This is a genomic window from Nonomuraea rosea (assembly GCF_039539705.1).
Classification (GTDB): domain Bacteria; phylum Actinomycetota; class Actinomycetes; order Streptosporangiales; family Streptosporangiaceae; genus Nonomuraea; species Nonomuraea rosea.
On the sequence record NZ_BAABDQ010000033.1, the window covers coordinates 50399 to 70251 of the forward strand.

Annotated in this window: 16 protein-coding genes and 1 pseudogene; 9 read left to right on the forward strand and 8 right to left on the reverse strand. The window is 70.3% G+C overall.

Features of this window, described 5'->3' with window-relative positions; translation table 11 throughout:
* Positions 1 to 10: 10 nt before the first annotated feature.
* On the reverse strand, positions 11 to 748 hold the full coding sequence (locus tag ABEA43_RS48235) for a GAP family protein (protein ID WP_345572833.1): 738 nt from the start codon (positions 746 to 748) through the stop codon (positions 11 to 13).
* An 85-nt stretch (positions 749 to 833) separates the two neighbouring features.
* Here ABEA43_RS48235 and ABEA43_RS48240 point away from each other — a divergent pair, with 85 nt between their 5' ends.
* Positions 834 to 1457 carry a TetR/AcrR family transcriptional regulator gene (locus ABEA43_RS48240; RefSeq protein WP_345572834.1) on the forward strand — a complete coding sequence of 208 codons (624 nt, stop codon included), beginning with the start codon at positions 834 to 836 and terminating at the stop codon, positions 1455 to 1457.
* Positions 1458 to 1459: 2 nt separating this feature from the next.
* Here ABEA43_RS48240 and ABEA43_RS48245 read toward each other — a convergent pair whose 3' ends face one another.
* Positions 1460 to 2323 (reverse strand): alpha/beta fold hydrolase, encoded by an 864-nt coding sequence (locus ABEA43_RS48245; RefSeq protein ID WP_345572835.1) that lies wholly within the window; start codon positions 2321 to 2323, stop codon positions 1460 to 1462.
* A gap of 192 nt (positions 2324 to 2515) precedes the next feature.
* Between ABEA43_RS48245 and ABEA43_RS48250 the strand changes: the two genes are divergently transcribed.
* The 4 genes and pseudogenes from ABEA43_RS48250 to ABEA43_RS48265 all read left to right on the forward strand — a co-directional run.
* Positions 2516 to 2665 (forward strand): hypothetical protein, encoded by a 150-nt coding sequence (locus ABEA43_RS48250; RefSeq protein WP_345572836.1) that lies wholly within the window; start codon positions 2516 to 2518, stop codon positions 2663 to 2665.
* Positions 2666 to 2932: 267 nt separating this feature from the next.
* A complete protein-coding gene (locus ABEA43_RS48255) occupies positions 2933 to 3478 on the forward strand; it encodes a VOC family protein (protein WP_345572837.1) in 546 nt (181 codons plus the stop codon).
* Between the two features lie 505 nt (positions 3479 to 3983).
* On the forward strand, positions 3984 to 4850 hold the full coding sequence (locus ABEA43_RS48260) for a DUF4429 domain-containing protein (RefSeq protein WP_345572838.1): 867 nt from the start codon (positions 3984 to 3986) through the stop codon (positions 4848 to 4850).
* 197 nt (positions 4851 to 5047) lie between these two features.
* A pseudogene (locus ABEA43_RS48265) lies at positions 5048 to 5491 on the forward strand (Clp protease N-terminal domain-containing protein); the annotation flags it as partial.
* A gap of 300 nt (positions 5492 to 5791) precedes the next feature.
* Here ABEA43_RS48265 and ABEA43_RS48270 read toward each other — a convergent pair.
* Entirely contained in the window at positions 5792 to 8440 is a 2649-nt protein-coding gene (locus ABEA43_RS48270; RefSeq protein WP_345572839.1) for a DUF7824 domain-containing protein, read from the reverse strand.
* 232 nt (positions 8441 to 8672) lie between these two features.
* Here ABEA43_RS48270 and ABEA43_RS48275 point away from each other — a divergent pair, with 232 nt between their 5' ends.
* Together ABEA43_RS48275 and ABEA43_RS48280 are read left to right on the forward strand one after the other, a co-directional pair.
* Entirely contained in the window at positions 8673 to 11447 is a 2775-nt protein-coding gene (locus ABEA43_RS48275; RefSeq protein WP_345572840.1) for a DUF7824 domain-containing protein, read from the forward strand.
* 162 nt (positions 11448 to 11609) lie between these two features.
* Positions 11610 to 11831: a hypothetical protein gene (locus tag ABEA43_RS48280; protein ID WP_345572841.1), complete on the forward strand. Its 222-nt coding sequence runs from the start codon at positions 11610 to 11612 to the stop codon at positions 11829 to 11831.
* A 47-nt stretch (positions 11832 to 11878) separates the two neighbouring features.
* On the opposite strand, the gene ABEA43_RS48285 is transcribed toward ABEA43_RS48280, so the two are convergent.
* Positions 11879 to 12451: an ArsR/SmtB family transcription factor gene (locus tag ABEA43_RS48285; RefSeq protein ID WP_345572842.1), complete on the reverse strand. Its 573-nt coding sequence runs from the start codon at positions 12449 to 12451 to the stop codon at positions 11879 to 11881.
* Between the two features lie 144 nt (positions 12452 to 12595).
* Between ABEA43_RS48285 and ABEA43_RS48290 the strand changes: the two genes are divergently transcribed.
* A complete protein-coding gene (locus tag ABEA43_RS48290; RefSeq protein ID WP_345572843.1) occupies positions 12596 to 12985 on the forward strand; it encodes a PPOX class F420-dependent oxidoreductase in 390 nt (129 codons plus the stop codon).
* A gap of 397 nt (positions 12986 to 13382) precedes the next feature.
* Positions 13383 to 14933 carry a pectate lyase family protein gene (locus ABEA43_RS48295; protein ID WP_345572844.1) on the forward strand — a complete coding sequence of 517 codons (1551 nt, stop codon included), beginning with the start codon at positions 13383 to 13385 and terminating at the stop codon, positions 14931 to 14933.
* 27 nt (positions 14934 to 14960) lie between these two features.
* Here the strand turns inward: ABEA43_RS48295 and ABEA43_RS48300 are convergent, their stop codons facing one another.
* The 4 genes from ABEA43_RS48300 to ABEA43_RS48315 are packed head-to-tail and all read right to left on the reverse strand — an operon-like array spanning position 14961 to position 19689.
* Positions 14961 to 16382, reverse strand: coding sequence for a sulfatase family protein (locus ABEA43_RS48300; protein WP_345572845.1), 1422 nt, complete (start codon positions 16380 to 16382; stop codon positions 14961 to 14963).
* Between the two features lie 24 nt (positions 16383 to 16406).
* Positions 16407 to 17249: a carbohydrate ABC transporter permease gene (locus ABEA43_RS48305; protein ID WP_345572846.1), complete on the reverse strand. Its 843-nt coding sequence runs from the start codon at positions 17247 to 17249 to the stop codon at positions 16407 to 16409.
* A complete protein-coding gene (locus tag ABEA43_RS48310) occupies positions 17246 to 18205 on the reverse strand; it encodes a carbohydrate ABC transporter permease (RefSeq protein WP_345572847.1) in 960 nt (319 codons plus the stop codon). The genes ABEA43_RS48305 and ABEA43_RS48310 overlap by 4 nt, the downstream gene beginning before the upstream one ends.
* Positions 18202 to 19689, reverse strand: coding sequence for an ABC transporter substrate-binding protein (locus ABEA43_RS48315; RefSeq protein WP_345572848.1), 1488 nt, complete (start codon positions 19687 to 19689; stop codon positions 18202 to 18204). The genes ABEA43_RS48310 and ABEA43_RS48315 overlap by 4 nt, the downstream gene beginning before the upstream one ends.
* Between the last annotated feature and the right edge of the window lie 164 nt (positions 19690 to 19853).

The following is a 19853-nucleotide window of genomic DNA, read 5'->3' on the forward strand; positions in this document are numbered from 1 at the left end:
CGGCCGGCGATCAGCTCAGCACGCGCTCGATGAGGTCGCCGGCGTGCCTCGTCACGTCCGCACTGTGTGCTCCCCACGGAGTGCCGACGCTCACTTCCGGAAACAGCGTGTCCGCCGCTCCCAGGAGGATCAGAACTCCTGCGATCCCGACGACCCAGCGCAGCGCCGTACGGGATCCGGCGGAGAGCTTGACCTGCCACCGCTCGAACCGTTCACGCATCCGTTCGCCCAGGGCCGCCCACGCGGCGAAGAGCAGGAGGCCGGGGAACACCATGATGAGCACGTACGCGCCGAGGAGCGGCGACCATTGGACGGCGGGCAGCCCGGCCGAGGTCATGATGGCGATCGCACCGAAGTACGGCACCGCGGTGGCGAACTCGAACAGCCACGTTCCCAGCCCCAGCAGCAGCATCGAGCGCATGGTGAAGGACCGGGCCCCGACGGGTCCGCGTCCGGGCTTCCTGTCCGGGATGAAGAAGCTCCCTGCCAGGAGCGCCGCGCCGACGACGGCCTGTCCCCAGGCCCATGCGCGGCCGTCGACGAGCGGCACGACCGCGCCCAGGACGAGCATGAGCAGGACGCCTAAGGCGAAATACGCGATCGCCACCGATCCGACGTAGACGCCGAGCAGCGCGCCCACGCGGTGCGGCCGGGCCAGCAGCAGGTAGAGGGTTATCCCGATCACGGTGGGGCTCAGGGTGTCGAGCAGCGCAAGCCCGAGCACCGCGCCAATCGTCTCGATCGACAAACCTGTCTCCTTCGGCCGGGAGCCAGCGAGCCGTGGTGACACGCCCGTGTTAGCTAAGCTAGCACACACGTGTTAGCATGTGGACGTGCCGCGACTCGTCGATCATGACCAGCGACGGGCCGAGCTCGGCGAGGCCGCCATCCGGGTGATCCTGCGCGACGGTCTCGCCGGCGTGACCGTCCGCGGCGTCGCCGCCGAAGCCGGCTGGTCCACGGGGTCCCTGCGGCATTACTTCAGGAATCAGTACGAGTTGCAGGCCTACGTCGTACAGGCCACCATCGAGACCCTCCGGCGACGGGTCGTCCCACGCGTCCAGCGGCCCCGCACCCACGGTTCGGTGGTCGAACAGGTCGCCACGATCGTGGAGGAGATGCTGCCGCTCGACGCCGAGCGGCGCGAGGAATACGCGCTGTGGTCGGCCGTCGTCGCATGGGAACGTCAGCATCCTCCGGAAGGGGGCTCGGTGGCGTGGAAGGACCAGCGGGCGCTGCACCGCCAATGCATCGCCGCCCTGCGCGGCTACGAGCCGGTCCGCGAGCCGGGCCAGGCCACGCTCCCGCACCCGGACGCGCAGGTCGAGCTCTGGGCGGGGCTCCTGCACACGTTCGTCGACGGACTCGCCTCGCAGATCATGAACACCCCCGGTGAGATGCCCGCCGGCACCGCCGCACACCTGCTCCGCTCACTGCTGGAACAAAGCAGGGCTTGATCTCATCCCTGGCCGGCCGGGCCTCGTGCACCCCGGATGATCTGGGCGATTTCCGGGGCGTGGGTGAAGACCAGCCGGTGGTCGGCGTCGAGCCAGTGTGTGGCGACGTGCGGCTGCTCACGGACGAGCCGCTCGACGCCGGCCCGCCAGTTGCGATTGAACCGCGGCGCGTGCCCTTCGCCGCTGTCACCGGCCATCGAAGTCGACATGATCATGCTGATGGGCAGGTCGATCTTCCTGTACCGGTCGAGGATCCCGGACCGGACCGCATCGATCTCGACGTTCAGGTCGAGAATCTCCTGGGCGGTGAGCAACACCTGACGCGCGGTGCCCCGCTCGGCCTCCTGCTGCGCCGCCTGGTCCGCCCACATCGCGCGAAAGCCGGGCAGGACGTCCTCGGTGACGAACGGTTCTGGCACGGGGTTCGCCCCGTCGATGAGAACGAGCCCGGCGACGGCGCCAGGATGCTCGGCGGCATGGTGCACGGCCAGGTCCGCGCCCAGCGAGTAGCCCGCGAGCACGGGCGCGGCATCCGGGCCTTGGCGCCGCAGCTCCGCCAGCACGGCGGCCAGATCGGTGCGGAACGCCTCGAAGGAGTACCGGCCGGCGGCTGAGGCGAGGCCGTGGCCCCGGAGGTCGAAGGTCACCACGTCATGGTCGCTCCGGAGCAGCTCGGCCAGCTCGTGCAGGTCGGCCTGGGTGGAGTTCAGCCCGGGGCACAGGACCAGCGGTCGTCCCCGGCCGCCGCGAGCCACCGGGATCGTGACGCCGTCGTGGTGAATCGTGAAGTGCCGCATCGTCCTGTCGCCTCTCTCGGCCCGTCCCCTATGGTCGGCGGCCTCGATCGCACTGGTTTTCGTGGTCATGCCACCATGCTCCGAGGTTGACCCTGCGTCAGGGTCAACTCCGGCGGGTTCATAACCTCCGGAGGAGGAGCCGCCCGGCAGAAGCATGCTCTCCCCGTAGCTCCGCGGTTAGCGCGCTGTTCGGCTACAGCATGGGCGCCTGGGTGGCGGCGGTACTCCTGCGATCACCCCCTGCGGACCTAGCGTGGAGGCATGAACCAGTTCCTCGGGAGCGTCCTGATCATCCTGGGCTTGGTGGCCGCGATTTCGATCGGAAACATGTCCGGCTTGGCGATAGGCCTCGTGTTGTGGGCGGTCGGATTTGCGGTCTACGTCAAGAACATCGACGGCCCGTCCTTGTGATCGAGGCGGGCGGCCACAGCCCCCTGAGTTGAGCGCCTCGCCCGTTCATGGCCAGTAACGTCCCCGTACGCGTCCACCATCCGAACATCCACGGCCTGCGCAGGCTGCCCGTCGCCGTCAAGGCCCGCTAGCGTCCTGCGTCGAAATTCGATGGATCAATCAGCACTCGGATGCGCATGGGCCATCCGCAGTGCCGATCGTGTCGACCGATTCTCGAATCCCCTGCCGAGCTCGACGGCTATGGTCGCAGGAGCCTACGGTGATGCCATGGGACTGCGTATCGGAGCCTTGGTCGTCGATTCCCACGATCCCGGACGGCTGGCCAGGTTCTGGGCGGAGGCGTTGGGTTGGGTGATCAGCCGCGACGAAGATCCTGAGTGGGTCGTCGAGCCGGCCGAAGGCAGTCGCGAAGATTGCGTGGTGGCCGACCTGTTGTTCATCAAGGTGCCTGAGCCCAAGGCGGGAAAGAATCGCCTGCATTTCGACCTGCGACCCGAGCACCAGTCCGCAGAGGTCGCCCGCCTGGAAGGGCTGGGAGCTACCCGCGTCGACGTCGGCCAAGGCGACGAGCAGGCCTGGGTCGTGATGGCCGACCCGGAAGGCAACGAGTTCTGCGTACAAGATGCTCATTCGCCGCAGGTCCGAGCAGAGTGGCTACGGCGGTACGGGGCCTACGAGCCGGTTTTTCCTGGTCATGCGAAGCCGGGCGATCGCGTCGCCGCTCAACCAGGGCGAAGCCCGTTTCAGCGGCAGCGCCGTTCTGTTCAGTCGTCGGTGTTCGACGGATTAAGGGTCGACGACCTGTGTTCGTAGCTTGCCGCGTGCACGAAGGGCTTGGTTGACGGGCAGTATTTCGTCGAAGTATTGGTCGCGTACACCCAAGGGCCGTAGTAGCGGGTCATGGACGTCGCGTTACCGGATATCTTGCAGCTGACGACGACCCGATGCTGCCAGCCGGTGAGGCACCGTGCCCAACCCTTGTCAGGCTTGGTGGTGCGGTCATATCCCGTCGTGCAAATCGGGGCCGCGTTGGCAGCGCCAGAACTGATCAGAAACGTACCCGCCGCTGACAGGCCGAGCGTGGTGACAAGGGCGAGCGTCGCTGAAAGCCTACGCATGTGTTCTCCGTCCAGAAGCATTCGACTTCGATTTGCTTCGAGTCATCATCAGAACACATCTCGGTATATCGCGAGTATGGCGCATTCTCTCGTGAAGAACTGTCGCCGTCTCAAGTCGTTGCTTTCGGCCCCCGGCATGGAGGCGGGTTGCGCGCTTCCGGGTTGAAGGGATATCTGATCCCGCTCCTAGACTGCGACGCATGGACGAGTTGCGGGGAAAGACGGCGATGTGGCGCTTCGACGAGGAGAAGGTCGTCATCCAGTACGACACCAGGTGGCGCACCCATGCGCTGCTGAAGGTCCTCACCCGTTGTGAGGTTCCCCTGGCTGCCGTCGCGGCGGTGGAGTTCGCCTCCGCGGGGAAGAAGGGCTGGCAGCTCCGGCTCCGGTTGCGCGAGCACGCCGACCCCTACGCCGCCGTTGGATCGCTGCTGGCCGAGAAGGGGCAGCCGTTCCTGCTGACCGGCGGGCCCGATACGGAGCTCGTCGCCGAGTACCACGCCGACCAGCTCCGTCTCGCCGCCGACGCCGGCCGGCTCGGCGACGGCCGGCGCCCGCCGGGGGAGTACGCCCTCGGACTCGTCCCGCCCGTGCCGCTGCACATCCGGACGTCAGAGGGGTCGGCGAGGTTCGACGGGCAGACGCTCCGGCTGGAGTGGTCCGGCGACGCGAGCTCCCGCAAGAGCAAGAAGCGCCGGATGGAGTACGCGCTGAGCGACATCCGCCGCATCGAGTGGTTCCCGCAGAAGTCGATGGACGAGGGCTACCTGCGCATCGTGACGGGGGAGGAGGACGCCGAGACGAAGCCGGCCAAGCCGGGCAAGGACTTCGCCTGCCTGCTCACCGAGGACAGCGCCAAGCAGGACGCCTGGACGCTGGTCATGGCCGCGACCGTCACGGCGCACCTGTGGGCAGGAGCAGCCGGGCGGGGCGAGAGCGCACAGCTCACCGCCGACCCCCGCAGCGTCTACGACCGCATCCGCGAACTCAGGCGACTGCACGAGGAGGGCCTGCTCACGGACGAGGAGTTCACCTCGAAGAAGGCAGATCTCCTCGATCGCCTCTGACCTGGGGTATGCCCGTCCTCTTCGGCGGCACCATGATCGGCCGCCATCGTCGATCGGCTCACCTACGCCGGGTCATCAGGGTCGTCGCCTGATCCGCCCTCATCGTTCGTTCGCGCGAGGTTCGGCGGCGGGAGCCCGACCCTCTAGCATGCGGAAGGATGAAATCGGGATCATCGGCCTGACTGAGGAGCGGCGGGATGTTTGAGAAGTTGACCGACCGGGCGCGGCGCGTTGTCGTCCTGTCCCAGGACGAGGCCAGAATGCTCAACCACGACTACATCGGTCCCGAGCACATCCTGCTCGGTTTGATCCGTGAAGATGAGGCCGTGGCCGCCACGGTTCTGAAGAACCTGGGCCTGAGCCTTGAAGGCGTGCGCCGGCAGGTCGAGGAGAGTCAGGGCCGAGGCCAGTCGGCCGCGTCGGGGCACCTCCCGTTCACCCCGTCGGCCAGCGAGGTCCTCCAGGCGTCGAACCAGGAGTCCGCGCAGCGCGGCCTCGACTACATCGGCACCGAGCACCTCCTGCTCGGGCTCACCCGCGACGGTACGAGTGTCGCGGCCCAGGTGCTGGTCAAGCTCGGAGCCGACCTCGACCGCGTCCGGCGGGCCACGGACGAGCTCGTCCAGCAGTACACGGCCAAATAGGCGCTCGGGAGTGTCAGGGCCCGAGGTCCGGGTCCCACCATCAGGCGATCGAGGGTGGCCGGGGACGGGAATCGGCGGGGGAGTCCGCCCAGCGGACCTGCAGCGGCTGGCCGTTGACGTGGGTAGCGCGGGGAGGTCAGGCCCCGGTCGAGATTGCCGCGTACGACGCCTGCTCAGCTCGGACAGGGCCACAAGATAGGGATCGCTGCTCCACGGCACATCCCCTGGAGCCCCAGCATCCGGACCAACCGCCCCGCGAGCTCGGCGAGCTCGGCCGGGCGTACGCACCAGGAGACCTCACGCCCGGCCGAGGTGCTCGTGCAATCGGCGGGCCGCGCGCACGAGCCCGCTCGACGCGTCACGCGCGGCGATGCCGGCGACCTCAGGGATCGCGCCGCGCGCCCCGGCCCAGCCGGCCACCTCGGTGGCGAACTCCAGCGCCCGGGTGTGGGTGGCGTTGCCCCGTTCGCCCGGCCGCGGCAGGAAGACCGGTAACAGGCCGCTCATGATCTGCCAGACCTCCTGGTGGGCGCCCTGCCGTGCGCACTCGTCCAGCGCCCGCAGCACAAGGCCGGGCTTGACGTCGAGCAGACGCAAGCACTGCCCCAGCTGCCGTCCGCACTCCGCGGCGGGCAGAGCCTTCGTGGCGATCGCCCGCAGCAGCAGCTCCCGGCAGTGCCCGCCGGTCCAGCCGCGCTCATTGAGCAGCACGCCCAGCAGCAGCGCCATCCCCTCGCCCGCGGGCCCGTCCTGGTGACAGAGCCGGGTCATGTGCGGGTGCAGGCGGCTCGGCCCCTGCCAGTCGCCGTACAGGTGCGGGATGAGGTGCATGGCCACGACCTCCCGGTCGGAGGGGAGCACGAGCCACCACGACGAGTCGTAGGAGCCGTGGTGGCCCGGCCGGTGGCGGGGCGGGTCGGACAACAGCGCGTCCACGAACGCGATCCCGGCCGGCTCCATCCGGATGCGCGGGCGCGGGTGGCCGCCGGGCGAGGCAGGCCATTCGACGCTCGTCACGGGCTCGGGACGTTCTTTCAGCCAGCGCACCAGCGTGGCGCCCGCCTCGGAGGTCAGCCGTCCGGCGCGGGCCACCACGTCGGGATCCGCCTCGCGCGGCAGCCGCAGCAGCGCCTGCCCCAGGTCGGCGGGCAGGGGCCGGACACCGTCCCGCTCGTAGCCCGCCAGCCTGACGACCAGCTCGGCGGGGTCGATGTGGCCGGAGGTGAGGGTGGGCGTGGCCAGCAGGTACGGCGGCAGCGTCCCCTCCTTCAGCGCGCCGTGGATCTCGGCGCAACGCCACAGCATGGTCCTGTCCAGCGGTGGGATCAGCGCCGGGCCGGGCAGCCGGTTCGCGGGTTCGAGGGCGGCCGGCTCTGATCGCGGGTCGGTGGCCTCGCGTAACAGCGCCTCGGTCCACTGTTCGAGGTGCGGCCACTCGCGCAGCCGGTAGAGATCCGTCATGTCCGCCGGAGGCCGCCTCGCGCCGGGGTGGCGGACGAAGCCGTCGAGCCAGCCTTCGAAGGCGAACTCGTGGTGCAACTGGCGGAAGGTGGCGGCGAGGTTGTCCATCGCCGGGCGGACCGGATGACGGCCGGGCGCCTGGAACGCCGGCAGCGTACCCGGCACGAAGGCGTCGGCCGGCGCGGCGTGCGTCTCGACCTGGCCGTAAGCCGGGGCCAGGCGGGCCGCCAGGTCCGGGGGCAGGACGGTCGCCGCCTCGCGCACCGTCTCCGCGCCCACGGGCGAGAACCGCCGCGCGTGCTTGCCGGCCCAGCGCACCGAGCGCTCCCTGACCTCGTACGACTCGCACAGGAATGCCGAGGCGAGCGCGGGCGCCAGGTGGTCGAGGTCGTCGCCGGCGTGGCGGGCGGCCCGGTCGAGCAGGGTCAGTCCGGCACGTACGAGCTTGCTCTCGGGACGGTACAGCAGCGCCGCCACCGCCTCGTTGACCTCATCGCCGCTCAACGCGACGCCGGGGCCGCGCAGCCTCCGCAGGGCCAGCTCGGCGACCGGCCCGGGGGCGGCGGGCAGCAGCCGCAGGTAGTCACGGACGCGCTCCGGACTGGGAGCCGGATCGAGCAGGTCGTGCAGGCGTACGAAGAAGCGCAGGTCGGTGGCGCTGCCGCCGCGCAGGAACCGGCGGAGGCACCCTTCCACCAGCAGCTCGTGGTCCACCGGCGCCGACTCGGTGAGCGCGCGCAGCCAGGACCGGCCGGACGGTGCGTCGATCCGGTCGTCGCGCAGCGCCCGGCCCACGCCCTCGGCCTCGAACAGCCGCGGGAGCAGGTGCCGGGCCAGCGGGTCGTGGGCGAGGTCGGGTGGCGTGGACGCCCAGGCGACGACGAGCGGCTCGTGGCCGGGCGGCTCGGCGCCGGTGCGGCGCAGCAGCTCCAGCGTCAGGGCGACGGTGCCGTTCTCGAGCTGCGTGGGGCGCAGCCGTGCGCTCAGGTGCGCGGCGAGGTCGGCCTGCCACTGCGCCGGCCGCGTGGCGATGACCCGCAGCAGCGGATCGACCGGCATGATCTGGCGCCACTCGGAGAAGTCACGCCGGAGAAGCCAGTCGGCGACCGCGGCCGCGCCACCCAGCGTGCCCGCGCCGGCAACGCGGAGGGGCCCGATCCAATCGTTCTGCATCCCCCAGTCGATGTGGTGCCGGTGGTCGTAGTAGGGCCCCTCCCACCACGACCTCTGCGCCGTCTTCTCGGACATGCCGTGGGCCATCCGTTCCTGGACGAACTCCCGCATGGCCTCCTGCTCCTCGGTTTCCGCCTGCTGCCGCGCCTCGTGGAATCGCGTGTGCGCGGCCTCCCGCGCCTCACGGATGTACGGGCGCAGCCGGCGGGCGACCTCGCGGCGCTCCTCCGCGCCGAGCCGCAGCACCTCGTCGGCCACCAGGGAAGCGTCGGCGGCGCCGACCGCCCGCTGGATGTTCTCCCAGCCGCTCACGCGCGCGCCTCCCCGTCATCGAGGCGGTGTGCGGAGATCTTCCCGGGGGATGGGCAGGCGCGGTCATGCGCCCGCACGGCAGTCGTCATGGGCCGAACAGTAGGGATCACCACCGACAAACGCGTAGATCAGCAGCTGTCTTCGACAGCCTGGACAAGCACGTGGTGTGCGCTTGCCGGCCGAGGTGGAGGCGAGCGGCGAGATTGTCGGTGGGGTGCCCTACTGTCGCGGCATGATCAATGCCTGGGAAGCGGTTCGTGCGGCCGTCGACGCCGGGGACGCCGCGGCGATCGCCGCGCTGACCAGCGGGTTCGACGACGGCCGGCGGCGCGAGGTGGCGCGCGAGCTGCCCCGGTATCTCCCGGTGGCGCGCCAAGCCGGTGAACGCAGGGACATCGAGCGCAATGAGGACCACCAGGCCCGGTGGCAGACGCTGGTCGCCCACGCGGAGCACACGGGCCGGAGCGTATGGGAGCTGCCCGAGGCGACCGCGATGTGGGGCCACGGACAGGTGGGCAGCCGCTGGATCGAGGCCATGCGGGTGGCGGGAGCCGGCGTCATCGCCGGTGCCGCGGCCGTCGCCGGCTGGCTCAACAAGCGCGATCTCGAACGCGTGCGCGCTCCCGCCGACATCGACGACATCCCGCTGATCCTCCAGGTCGTCGCGGCGAGGCCGGTCGCCTGGCAGGAGGATCTCGCCGTACGCCTGGCGCTGAGCCTGCGCGGTGCGCGTCCACAGCCGGGCGACAGGCGGGCCCAGCTGGCACTCGCGTTGCTGCGCGAGACCGGGGCCGAGCCTCCCGGGCACGACCCGCTCACCCTGGCCTGGGTCGCCGCCGCGTCCGCCGCCGCCGCCGGCGAGCTGGCCGCGGATCCGTTGCTCGACGCGATGGCACCGAGGATCTTCGAGGCCGAGGGTGCAGGCCGGCTGCTGCGGCAGGATCGGTGGCTGGCTCGCGCGCTGAGCACGCTGGCCGCCGACGGCCGGATCAAGCGCGCGGCGCTGCTCGACGGCTGCCGCACCCGGTTCCTGCGCGGTGGCCAGGCCGCCGACCTGCGCTTCTTCGTGGCCCTCCACGATCTGCTCGACCCGGCGGCCGAGGAGCTCGCGCCGCATGCGCGCGACTACGCGGCCATGCTCTCCCTCTCCGCGGCCAATGTGGCGGATCTGGCGTTACGGCAGCTCCGCCGGGCGGGGGTCACGCCTCCGGCGGAGGCCGTCGAGAGCCTGCTGTTCCGCACCGAGGGCAGGCTCGTACGCGCTGGGCTGAGCCTGCTCGATCGCGTGCTCAAGGAGCCGGCCGAAGACGTAGACGCCTACGCGCCCGCGTTGACCGCCGCGCTGATGTGCGAGTCGGCCGAGGCCCGGGAGCGGGCGGTGAAACTGGCCGTCAAGCACGCCGGGCGGTTCGGCCCGGAGGCGACCGGGACGATCAGGGACACGGTGGCGATGCTGCCTCCTGGGCCGGGTGCGGCGCTGGCCGGGGTCTTCGGCGGTGCGGCGGCGGTCGAGCCGGCGCGGCCCCGCTTCCATCCCGGGCCGCTGCCCTCCGTGCCCGAGCCTGAGCTGATGCCGCCGCTGATCACGAACGCCAAGGCGCTGGCTCGCCTTGGGCTGTCCGAGTACGGCTGGTTGGGGTCCGAGCGGTGGCTGGACGGGTTCGTCCGGCTGGCGGCAGGCGAGCAGCGGGACGAGCTGATCGCCGAGCTGGCTCCGCTCGCCGCGCGCGGCGGCGATCAGCTGTACCAATGGGTGCCGTGGTGGCAGACCTCCGAATGGGCACAGGCCATGGCCAGGGAACTGGCCGAGCCGGGCGCCGAGCGCAGAGCCATGCCGGACGGGCGGGCCGACCCGGCGCGGCGCGTACCCGAGACGGCGCACGGCGCCGTGTGGCGGCTCATGCCGCTGGCCCGCTTCGCCGAGGTCTACGAGGCGCAGCTCGACGGCCGGATCCCGCCCTGCCTGCTGGCCACGCCCACACGCGCCAACGGGCTCCTGGACCCGGAAGCGCTGATCGAGCGGCTGGAGGGCTACGAGCGCGACGGCGTGAACGCGCTGCCGCTGGACCTGCGGCAGGCGCTGTTGCGGATGAGGCGCACCGTGACCGGCGAAGTGGTAAGCCGGGCGGCGCGGCTGACCGGGCCGGCCGGGCGTCAGGTGCACAAGTGGCTCACCGACCGGCCCGCCGACCCCGAGGTGGTGCTGCGGTGGACGACGCACGAGGGCGACCCGCGCATCCCCGCCGAGTTCGCCTTCGGGCCGGAATACGCGGAGGTGCTCGGGGATCTGCTCGTGCCGCGCTGGCACGACGAGCCCTGTGAGCAGCTGCTGGCCGTGTTCGCCGGGCACCGGGAGCTGGCGGCGGCGCGAGCGGTCTACGCGCTGAAGTCGTCCTGGCCGCTGAGCAAGCCCAAGGCATGTGACCTCGACCGCCTGGCGTCCGCCGACGGCCCCGGCGGTCCTGGGCTGGCGCTGCTGCTGGCCCACTACCTGCTGGAGGGCACTGACGGCGTACGGCCGCTGCTGCGCCTGGCCGCCTCCGGCGACCTGCCCGGCGCCGAGCTGGGCAGGCAACTGGCCGTGCTGCTGGAACGCGGGGAGAGCCGTCCGGCCGACGCCATCGCCGCGCTCGGGGAGGCCGCCAGGCTGGGGGCGCATCGGGAGGTGTGGCAGGTGATGACCGGGCTGCTGCCCGCCTACCTGCCGGGGCCGGGCCAGGGGGCGACGAGCGTGCACACGCGGCTGATGAGATGCGCGGCCGAGGTCGCCGAATGGGCCGATGCCCGCGGCCGGCTCGCGGTGGTCGCCGAGCTGGCCGGCCGGCGGCGCACCAGCGAGCTGGTCCGCCAGGCCCGCCGCGTGCACGCCCTGCTCGCCCGAGGCTCGCCCGAGGCTCGCCCGAGGCTCGCCCGAGGCTCGCCCGAGGCTCGCCCGAGGCTCGCCCGAGGCTCGCCCGAGGCTCGCCCGAGGCTCGCCCGAGGCTCGCCCGAGGCTCGCCCGAGCTGAGACCGCCGTCGAGATGACCTCCCGTAAGGGCGCTGCGGAGACCGGTTCCCGGTAGGCGTCAGCAAAAGGAGCAGAACCCTCGTGGGGGCAGATGCCACGTCTACGGTGAAAGGGCAAGGGCCCAGGAAGTGATCTCTAGGACTTGTGGGGGATGGTTCCGCGATGGTCTCAACAGTGGTGGCGTACGGCTTCGTGATCGCGATCGTGGGCGTTCTCGTGTGGATGTTGTGGTCGATGCTTGTCGGCCGCCCCTCTGTCCGGAGAGGCTCCGGCAACCCCGGCATCCCGTACAACAGCCATACGGGGATGCCTGGCGACAACGGCTGCTACGGCGGAAGCGACGGGGGCGGCGGCGGTGACGGGGGCGGCGGTGGCGGCAACTGACGACCGGTCGGTCCGCGGGCACGGGGGCCGCGGACCGTCCGCTTCGGTCATCCCGGTTCGGGGAAGTTGACGGGTAGGCCGAGCGGAGGGTCGTTGGCCAGGTCGAACGCGGCGGCGAGAATGGTGAGGACCTGAATCATGGCCTGGGGCGCCAGCTCGTACTCGCCGCGCCGCCGTTGTGTGATCAGCCTGGCGCTCTGTAGCGCGCGCAGGTGGTGATAGAGCTGGCCGCTGGTGGTGGTCTGCTCGCCGTCTCCGCCGAGGGACTCCTGGAGGTCGGTGGTGGTGCACCGGCCCTGTCGTACGAGGGTGGCGAGCAGGGCCAGCCGGGGCTGGCTGCCCAGGGACTCCAGGATGTCGGCCACCGGCGTCCAATCGGCCGACAGCAACTCGGCGAGAGAGACCTGCCTGTCCCAGAGACTCTCACCCGCGGTCAGCCGTGCGGCTCCGGCGTAGCCCACCGTCCCGAGTTTGTCGTCCTTCTTCGCTTTGTGAAGCATGCCCGTGGCGGCCGCGGTGAGGGACGGCGGCTCCGCGGGCCGGGGCGGGCCGGCGGTGTCGACCCGGCTCTCCAGGCGGGCGATCCGGCGTTCGAGTTCGGCGAGTCTGTCCTCGCTCATCGCGCTCTCCTATGTAATTCCATAATTACGAAGTAGCGTAGATGGCTGGGGCCGGCGTCGCAATACGGAAGCGCCGATCAGGCCTGGGCAGTGCCAATCACTAGGCTCTCCCTTGAGCGCCCGAACGAGTTATTGAGGAACGAAGTGACCTTCACCCAAGCCGAACTCGACTACCTGGCCACCCAGAAGATCGGGCGGCTGGCCACCGTATCGCCCGACGGTCAGGTGCAGAACAACCCGGCCAATTTCTTCGTCGACGCCGCCACCGGCACGATCGTCATCGGCGGGGGCGCGCTGGGCCGGACGAAGAAGTTCCGGAACGTCCAGCAGGGCAGCACGGTCGCGTTCGTCGTGGACGACCTGGCGACGGTCGACCCATGGGCGCCCCGCGGCATCGAGATCCGGGGCAAGGCGGCGGCGCTGACCGACCAGGAGCCGCCCCTGCCCGGCTTGTCGCGAGAGATCATCAGGATCACTCCCACCAAGATCATCTCGTGGGGGCTGGACGGGCCGCGAGTGAGCCGTACGGTCTGAAGGCGCGCACATCCTGGGCGCAGTGCACATGCTGCTCGAGAAGCTGCCTGGAGCTCCCCGCCGACCGTCTGCTCATCACCTTCCACACCGGGGGCATCCGGTCTGCCGGTGCGGTGAACCTGCTGGTGGAGTACGGCTTCGACGCGGTCAGCATGAGCCGCGCCCTCGTCGGCCGGCGCGCCGCCGCAAGCCCGCTCACCCCCCGATGAAAGTTTCATGACGCATTGACAACGGGGAAAGCGCTTTCCTACGGTGTCGGATGTCCGCCAATACGGACGTGTCCACTGATGTGAGCGGTGCGCACTCGCCTTCCCTGACGAGCCCGATGCCGCGACCCGGCGGCAGCGACCGCGCGCGAAGAACGCACCCGGCATTCGACGACGAAGGTGAGACGAGCATGAGACGAGCAGTCGCGTTGCGACTTCAGGCGGCGCTGGCCGCGGTGGCCGCCACGGCCGCGGTCGGTGTGGCCTTACCGGCGCTCCAGGCGTCGGCGGCGGCCGGCAGCGCCACCGGCTACGCGACCGGCAACGGCGGGACCACCGGCGGCGCGGGCGGGCAGACCGTGCGGGCCACCACCGGGACCGCGATCCATGCGGCCCTGTGCGGCCGGGCCAGCAGCAGCACCCCGATCACCATCGAGGTCGAGGGGACCATCAATCACGGCAACACCACCAAGGTGTCGGGCGCGAGCTGCAACACCGCCGCCGGTGTGATCGAGCTCAAGCAGATCAGCAACGTCACCATCATCGGGGTCGGCAACGGTGCCGTCTTCGACCAGCTGGGCATCCACATCCGCGAGGCCGGCAACATCATCATCCAGAACGTGACCGTCCGTAACGTCAAGAAGTCGGGCTCGCCCACGTCCAACGGCGGCGACGCCATCGGCATGGAGAGCGGCGTCCGCAACGTCTGGGTCGATCACGCCACCCTGGAGGCCTCGGGCGGGGAGGCGGAGGGCTTCGACGGCCTCTTCGACATGAAGGACGACACCCAGTACGTGACCCTGTCCTACAGCACCCTGCGTAACTCCGGCCGCGGCGGGCTCATCGGGTCCAGCGAGAGCGATCGCTCGAACGGCTTCGTCACCTTCCACCACAATCTGTACGAGAACATCGACTCCCGCACGCCCCTGCTGCGCGGCGGCATCGCCCACCTCTACAACAACCACTACCTGAACCTGCACGAGTCCGGCATCAACTCCCGGGCCGGTGGCCGCGCCAAGGTGGACAACAACTACTTCGAGGACTCCAAGGACGTTCTCGGCACCTTCTACACCAGCGAGGCCGGCTTCTGGCAGGTCGGCGGCAACATCTTCGACAACGTGACCTGGTCCGCCCCCGGCAGCGACAACGCACCCGCCGGGCCCAACCCGCAGTCCAACACCACCGTCAGCATCCCGTACCCCTACAGCCTGGACGGGGCGAGCTGCGTGCCGGCCATCGTCCGCCAGACGGCGGGCGCCAACAAGGGGCTGCAGGTGTCGAACGGCAGCTGCACGCCCCAGACGCCGACGGCCACTCCGACGGTGACCCCGACCCCGACGGTGACGCCGACCGTCAGCCCCACCCCGTCGCCCGGCGGGCCCAACCTCAGCATCGGGGCCGGCTCCGACGGCTCCAGCAAGGCCGACGGGACGAGCTACGGCAACGTGCGGGACGGCAACGTGAGCACCTACTGGTCGCCGGCCGGTTCGACCGGTGACATCTCGATCAAGTGGGGCTCCGCCACGACGGTCTCCAGGGTCGTCATCCGCGAGGCGGCCGGCTCCGCGGGCGGCGTCGGAGCCTGGCAGCTCCTCAACGGCGGCACCGGCGCCGTGCTGAAGTCCGGCAGCGGGGCGGGCGACATCACCTTCGCCTCGACCGCACTGAGCAAGATCACCTTCAGGATCACCGGCTCGACCGGCGTTCCGAAGGTCGCCGAGTTCGAGACCTACGCCGGATAGCCGCAAAGGGCGGCGGGCTGGTGGCGGTCACCAGTCCGCTTCCCGCGGCTGGCTGCGATCTTCGGTGGCGACCAGGACGTCGAGCAGCAGCTCCTGCAGCTCGACCCGGGTCGCCGCGTGGGCCGGGTCGTCCCACAGGTTGTCCAGCTCGTCCGGGTCGGTCTCCAGGTCGTACAGCTCGCCGGTGCGCGCTCGCGTCGTGGACGGCGCGCCATGGTAGACCACGATCTTCCAGCGGTCGTGCCTGAGCATCGTGGTGTGCACGGGCTCCTCGTACGGGTGGCCGCTGTTGCGGTATTCGCACAGCGCCCAGTCCCTGACCGGCGCGTCCTGCTCGCCGCGGGCCAGCGGCAGGAGGCTCAGCCCCTGCCCGCGGGGGAGCGGCGGTGCGCCCGCGGCCGCGAGGAACGTCGTGGCCAGGTCGATCCACTGGACCAGCTCGGCCCGCCGCTGGCCGGCGGGCAGCCCGGCCGGCCAGCGCATGACGAGCGGGACCCGGACGGCGCAGTCGTACATCATCGGGCCCTTCAGCATGAGCTGGTGGTCACCGAGCATCTCGCCGTGGTCGCTGGTGAAGACGACCAGCGTGTCCTCGGCCAGGCCCGCCTCGTCGAGCGCGGCGAGAATCCGGCCGACCTCGTCGTCGACGAAACTCACCATCGCGTAGTAGCTGACCCTGACGTCGTGGAGCTCGGCCTCGGTGTACTCCGTGTAGCCGCGGGCGTGGCCGGCGTAGGAGCGGTGCGAGGCCTCGGTCAGCACGGGCGGCTTGCCGGCGAGCTCCTGGTCCCGGGTGATCGGAGGCCGCAGGGGCTTGCCGCGGTAGCGATCGACGTACTCCTCCGGCGCGCCGAACCCGTGGTGCGGGTCGAAGAAGTTCGCCACGAAGAAGAATGGCTTGTCCGCTTCGCGCGAGTGGCGCACGTAGTCGATGGTCTCGTTGCCGATCCACCGGCTGTAGTGGAACTCCGTCGGAAGGGTGTCGAAGGTGCCGAGCTCGTACAGGTCCGGCCGTACGGCCTGCAGCCACCGGTGGTAGGCGTTCTCGGACGAGCCGGGATAAGGGTCGTGCGCCCAGCGGAACACGCGGAAGCCGTCGTCGAGCCGGGGTTCGAGCCGGCCGCCGAAGCACGCCCCGCCGACGTGGAACTTTCCGGCCAGGCCGCAGTCGTAGCCGTGGTCGGCCAGGGTGCGCGAGAACAACTGCTCGTGGGCGGGCAGCCCGACGCCGTTCGCCCAGGCGCCGTGCGCGTGGACGTAGCGGCCGGACATCAGGCTGGCGCGGGAGGGGCCGCAGACCGGCGCCTGCACGTAGCAGTTGTCGAACAGCACACCCTGCTCCGCCAGCCGGTCGAGGTTGGGCGTGTCGATCTCGTCGTTGCCGTAGGCGCCCATCGCGTTGAAGCGTTGCTGGTCGGTGCAGATGAGCAGGATGTTCGGTCGGTTCATTTCTCTCAATCGTGGTTGGGCGCGTCAGGACTTCACGGCCCCGGCGATGCCTTCGACGAAGTAGCGCTGGAGCACGAGGAAGACGATGAGCAGCGGAAGCAGGGAGATGGTGCCCGCGGCGGCGAGGCCGGACCAGTCGGTGGAGTTGGTGCCGCGGAAGGCGAGCATGCCCACCGAGAGCGTGCGCAGGTCCGGGCGGCTGAAGGTGAACACCAGCGGCAGGAAGAAGTTGTTCCAGGCCGCCAGGAAGGTCATGACGCCCACCGTCGCGGTGACCGGCCCGGCGAGCGGCAGCATGACCCGGAAGAACGTCCGCAGGAAGCCCGCGCCGTCCATGATCGCCGCTTCTTCGAGCTCGCGCGGGATGCGGCTGAAGTAGCCGGCGTAGAGCAGGACGGCGGCGACATGGCCGCTGCCCGCGAGGGCGAGGACGATGCCGGTGCGCGAGTTGAGCAGCCCGACGAGGTCGCTGAGCTCGATCACCGGGATGACGGTGAGCCCGTGCGGCGCGAACAGCGTCGCGACGAGCACCGCGACCACGGTGCGCTTGCCGATGAAGCTCCGGCGGGCGATGACGTAGCCGGCCAGGGCGCAGCGCAGGACGACCAGCGCCACCGTGCCCAGGGTGACGACCACGCTGTTCACGGTGTACAGCCCGAAGTTGGCGTCCCGCCAGGCGCGCACGTAGTTCTCGAAGTGCAGCGACTCGGGGATCAGCCCGAGCCCTCCGGAGAAGACCCCCAGGGAGTCCTTCAGCGAAGCCGAGAAGATCCACAGCAGCGGATAGATCCACACCAGGCAGATGACGGCGAGCACGATCACCTGGGCCCAGATCCCGAGACGGCGGCGACGGGCGGCGGCGCTCATGAGCTGCTCCTGGCACGGTTGGCGTAGCGGATCCCGATGGCCTGGAGCCCGGCGAGAACGAGCGTGAGGAGCCCGAACAGCACGCCGAGCGCCGCGCCGTAGCCGAGCCGGGGCGTGGAGCTGGCGAAGGCCTGCTGGTAGATGTAGACCTCCGTGGCGAGAGTGGAGAAGAACGGCCCGCCGTTGGTCATCGTCAGGACCAGGTCGAAGATCTGCATGGTCTCGATGGCCGTGAGGAGCAGAATGATGATCAGGAACGGCTTGAGCATCGGCAGCGTCACGTGGCGCAGCGCCGCCCAGCTGCCCGCGCCGTCCGTCTTGGCGGCCTCGTACACCGTGGCCGGGATCGTCTGGAGCGCGGCGAGCCAGTAGACGAGGGTGATGCCGAGCCACTTCCACATGTGGACGCCCATCACGGTCCACAGGGCGGACGACGGATCGCCCAGGAAGTCGACCGGCTGGTCGACGATCCCGAGATCGAGCAGCAGCTCGTTCACCGGGCCGCCGGCCGGGTCGAAGATGAACCCCATGACCACGCCGATGATCGCGGTCGTGGTCACAGCCGGCACGAACAGCGCGGTCCTGAACAGCTTGGCGAGCGGCAGCCTCGGGTTGTTCAGGACGAGCGCGATCAGCAGGCTCAGCCCGACCCGCAGCGGCACGGTCACCGCGATGACCGTCAGCGTGATCCCGAGCGACTTCCAGAACAGCGGGTCGCCGAACGCCTCGGTGTAGTTGGCCAGGCCGATGAACGCCCGATCGGAGCCGAGCCCGTTCCAGTCGAGCATCGAGTAGTACAGGCTGGAGATGATCGGCCAGACCGTGTACGCACCGAACAACAGCAGCGTGGGCAGCAGGAAGGCGTATGCCCACCGCTCCGACCAGATCCTGGTGGCGACCCCGCGGCGACGGGCAGGGAGCGCCGGGCCGCCCTCTCGCGACACTCTGCTCGTCACTGCTGGTACATCTCCGCCGTGTAGTCCTCGCCCGGCTGCCAGTTCGCGAACTTCCAGTCGTCCAGGCTCACCTTCACGCCCTTCCCGGACACGACCCGCGTGGCGCGCTCCCGCTCGGCGGTGAGCTTTCCGGTGAACTCGCGCAGCGCCTTCCGGACGTCGGTGATCTCACCGCTGAGGATGCCCTGGGTGATCTCGCCGAGCGTGGGTCTCGGCTCCTTCATCTCGCTCAGCACCTGCGCGATGGCGGGGTTGCGGGCGACGGGGCTGGGCGCGAGCCGTACGGTCGTGCCGAACAGCTCGACCGCGCGCTTGTACGTCGGGTGCACGTTCGCCGTCGCCACGGCCTCCAGGTCGAGGGGCACCTGGTCCATGAACGTGGCGAGCTCCTTGGAGTAGCCGGGGCCGGTGAACCGGGCGAGCAGCTGGGAGGCCTGCTCCACGTGCTTGGACTGGCTGGACACGAACAGCTGGCCCGAGGCGGGGGCGCCGTAGAGGACCGGCTTGCCGTCCGGCGACGGGACGGGACCGACGCCGACCTTGTCGACGAACCGCTTGAACTGCCCGTTGACGACGCCGATGTTCCACGACCCGTCGAAGAACATGCCCGCCACCCCGGTCGCCCACCTGGCTCGCGCGGTCCTGGCGTCCAGCGAGGTCGACGAGGGGAACACGACCTTGTCGCGGACCAGGGATAGCAGGAACTCCAGCGCCTGCACGAACGGGTCGCCCTCGAAGGCGTACTCGCCGGTCCGCGGGTTCACCAGGCCCATCGTGTTCAGGCCGCCCGCCGCCATGGCGAATTGGGCGCCGGCCGACATCGCCAGCTCGATCACGTGGACCTGCATCCGCTCCTGGAATTGCAGGCCCTGGATCCAGCCGTACGCCCGCCCGCCGCCGTCCTTGGTGATCCGCGCGGCGAGAGAGCGGAACTCGTCCCAGGTCGCCGGGCCCTTGTCCGGATCGCCACCGCCCTTCTCGACCAGCTCGCGGTTGAACCAGTTGAGCGTGGAGTACTGCCGGGGGCTGAAGAGGGGGAAGGTGTAGAGCTTGCCGTCGAAGACGTGCAGCCCTTCGAGCAGGCTGTCGGCGGGGAGCTTCGCGCGGATCGCGTCCTGTCCCGCCAGCGGCGCGAGCCAGCCGTCCGCGACCAGGGCCGCCTCGGACAAGCCGAGCCCGGCGACCGAGTGCACGTCGGCGATCTGGTTGCTCTTGAACGCGAGCTGGAGCGCCTGGCCCATCTCGTTCGGGTTGTACACCTCGTGCTCCACCCGGACGCCCGGGTTGGCCTTGCCGAACTCGGCGAAGATGCGCTCGTTCAGCGGTTTCAGCGGCTGGAAGTGATCCCACCAGCGGATCACGTCGCCGCCGGCCGCGGTGGCGGCCTCCTGCTTCGAGGTGCGGGCGCACCCGGCGACGCCGAAGGCGCCCGCGAGAGCGGCGCCGGACAGCCCGAGGAATTGCCGACGGCCGAACGTCGTCATGGAGGTCCTCTCCCTCCCGCCGGGATGATGCGCGGGGACTGAGACGGGGGATGGTCAAGACTCCGGACCTGGGACAAGAGCGGCCAAATCCGAAGGCGAACGTTCGCCTATGCTGGGCTACCCCACGTGACTCCGTCAACCCCTGGGAGTGACGGCGGTGAGGA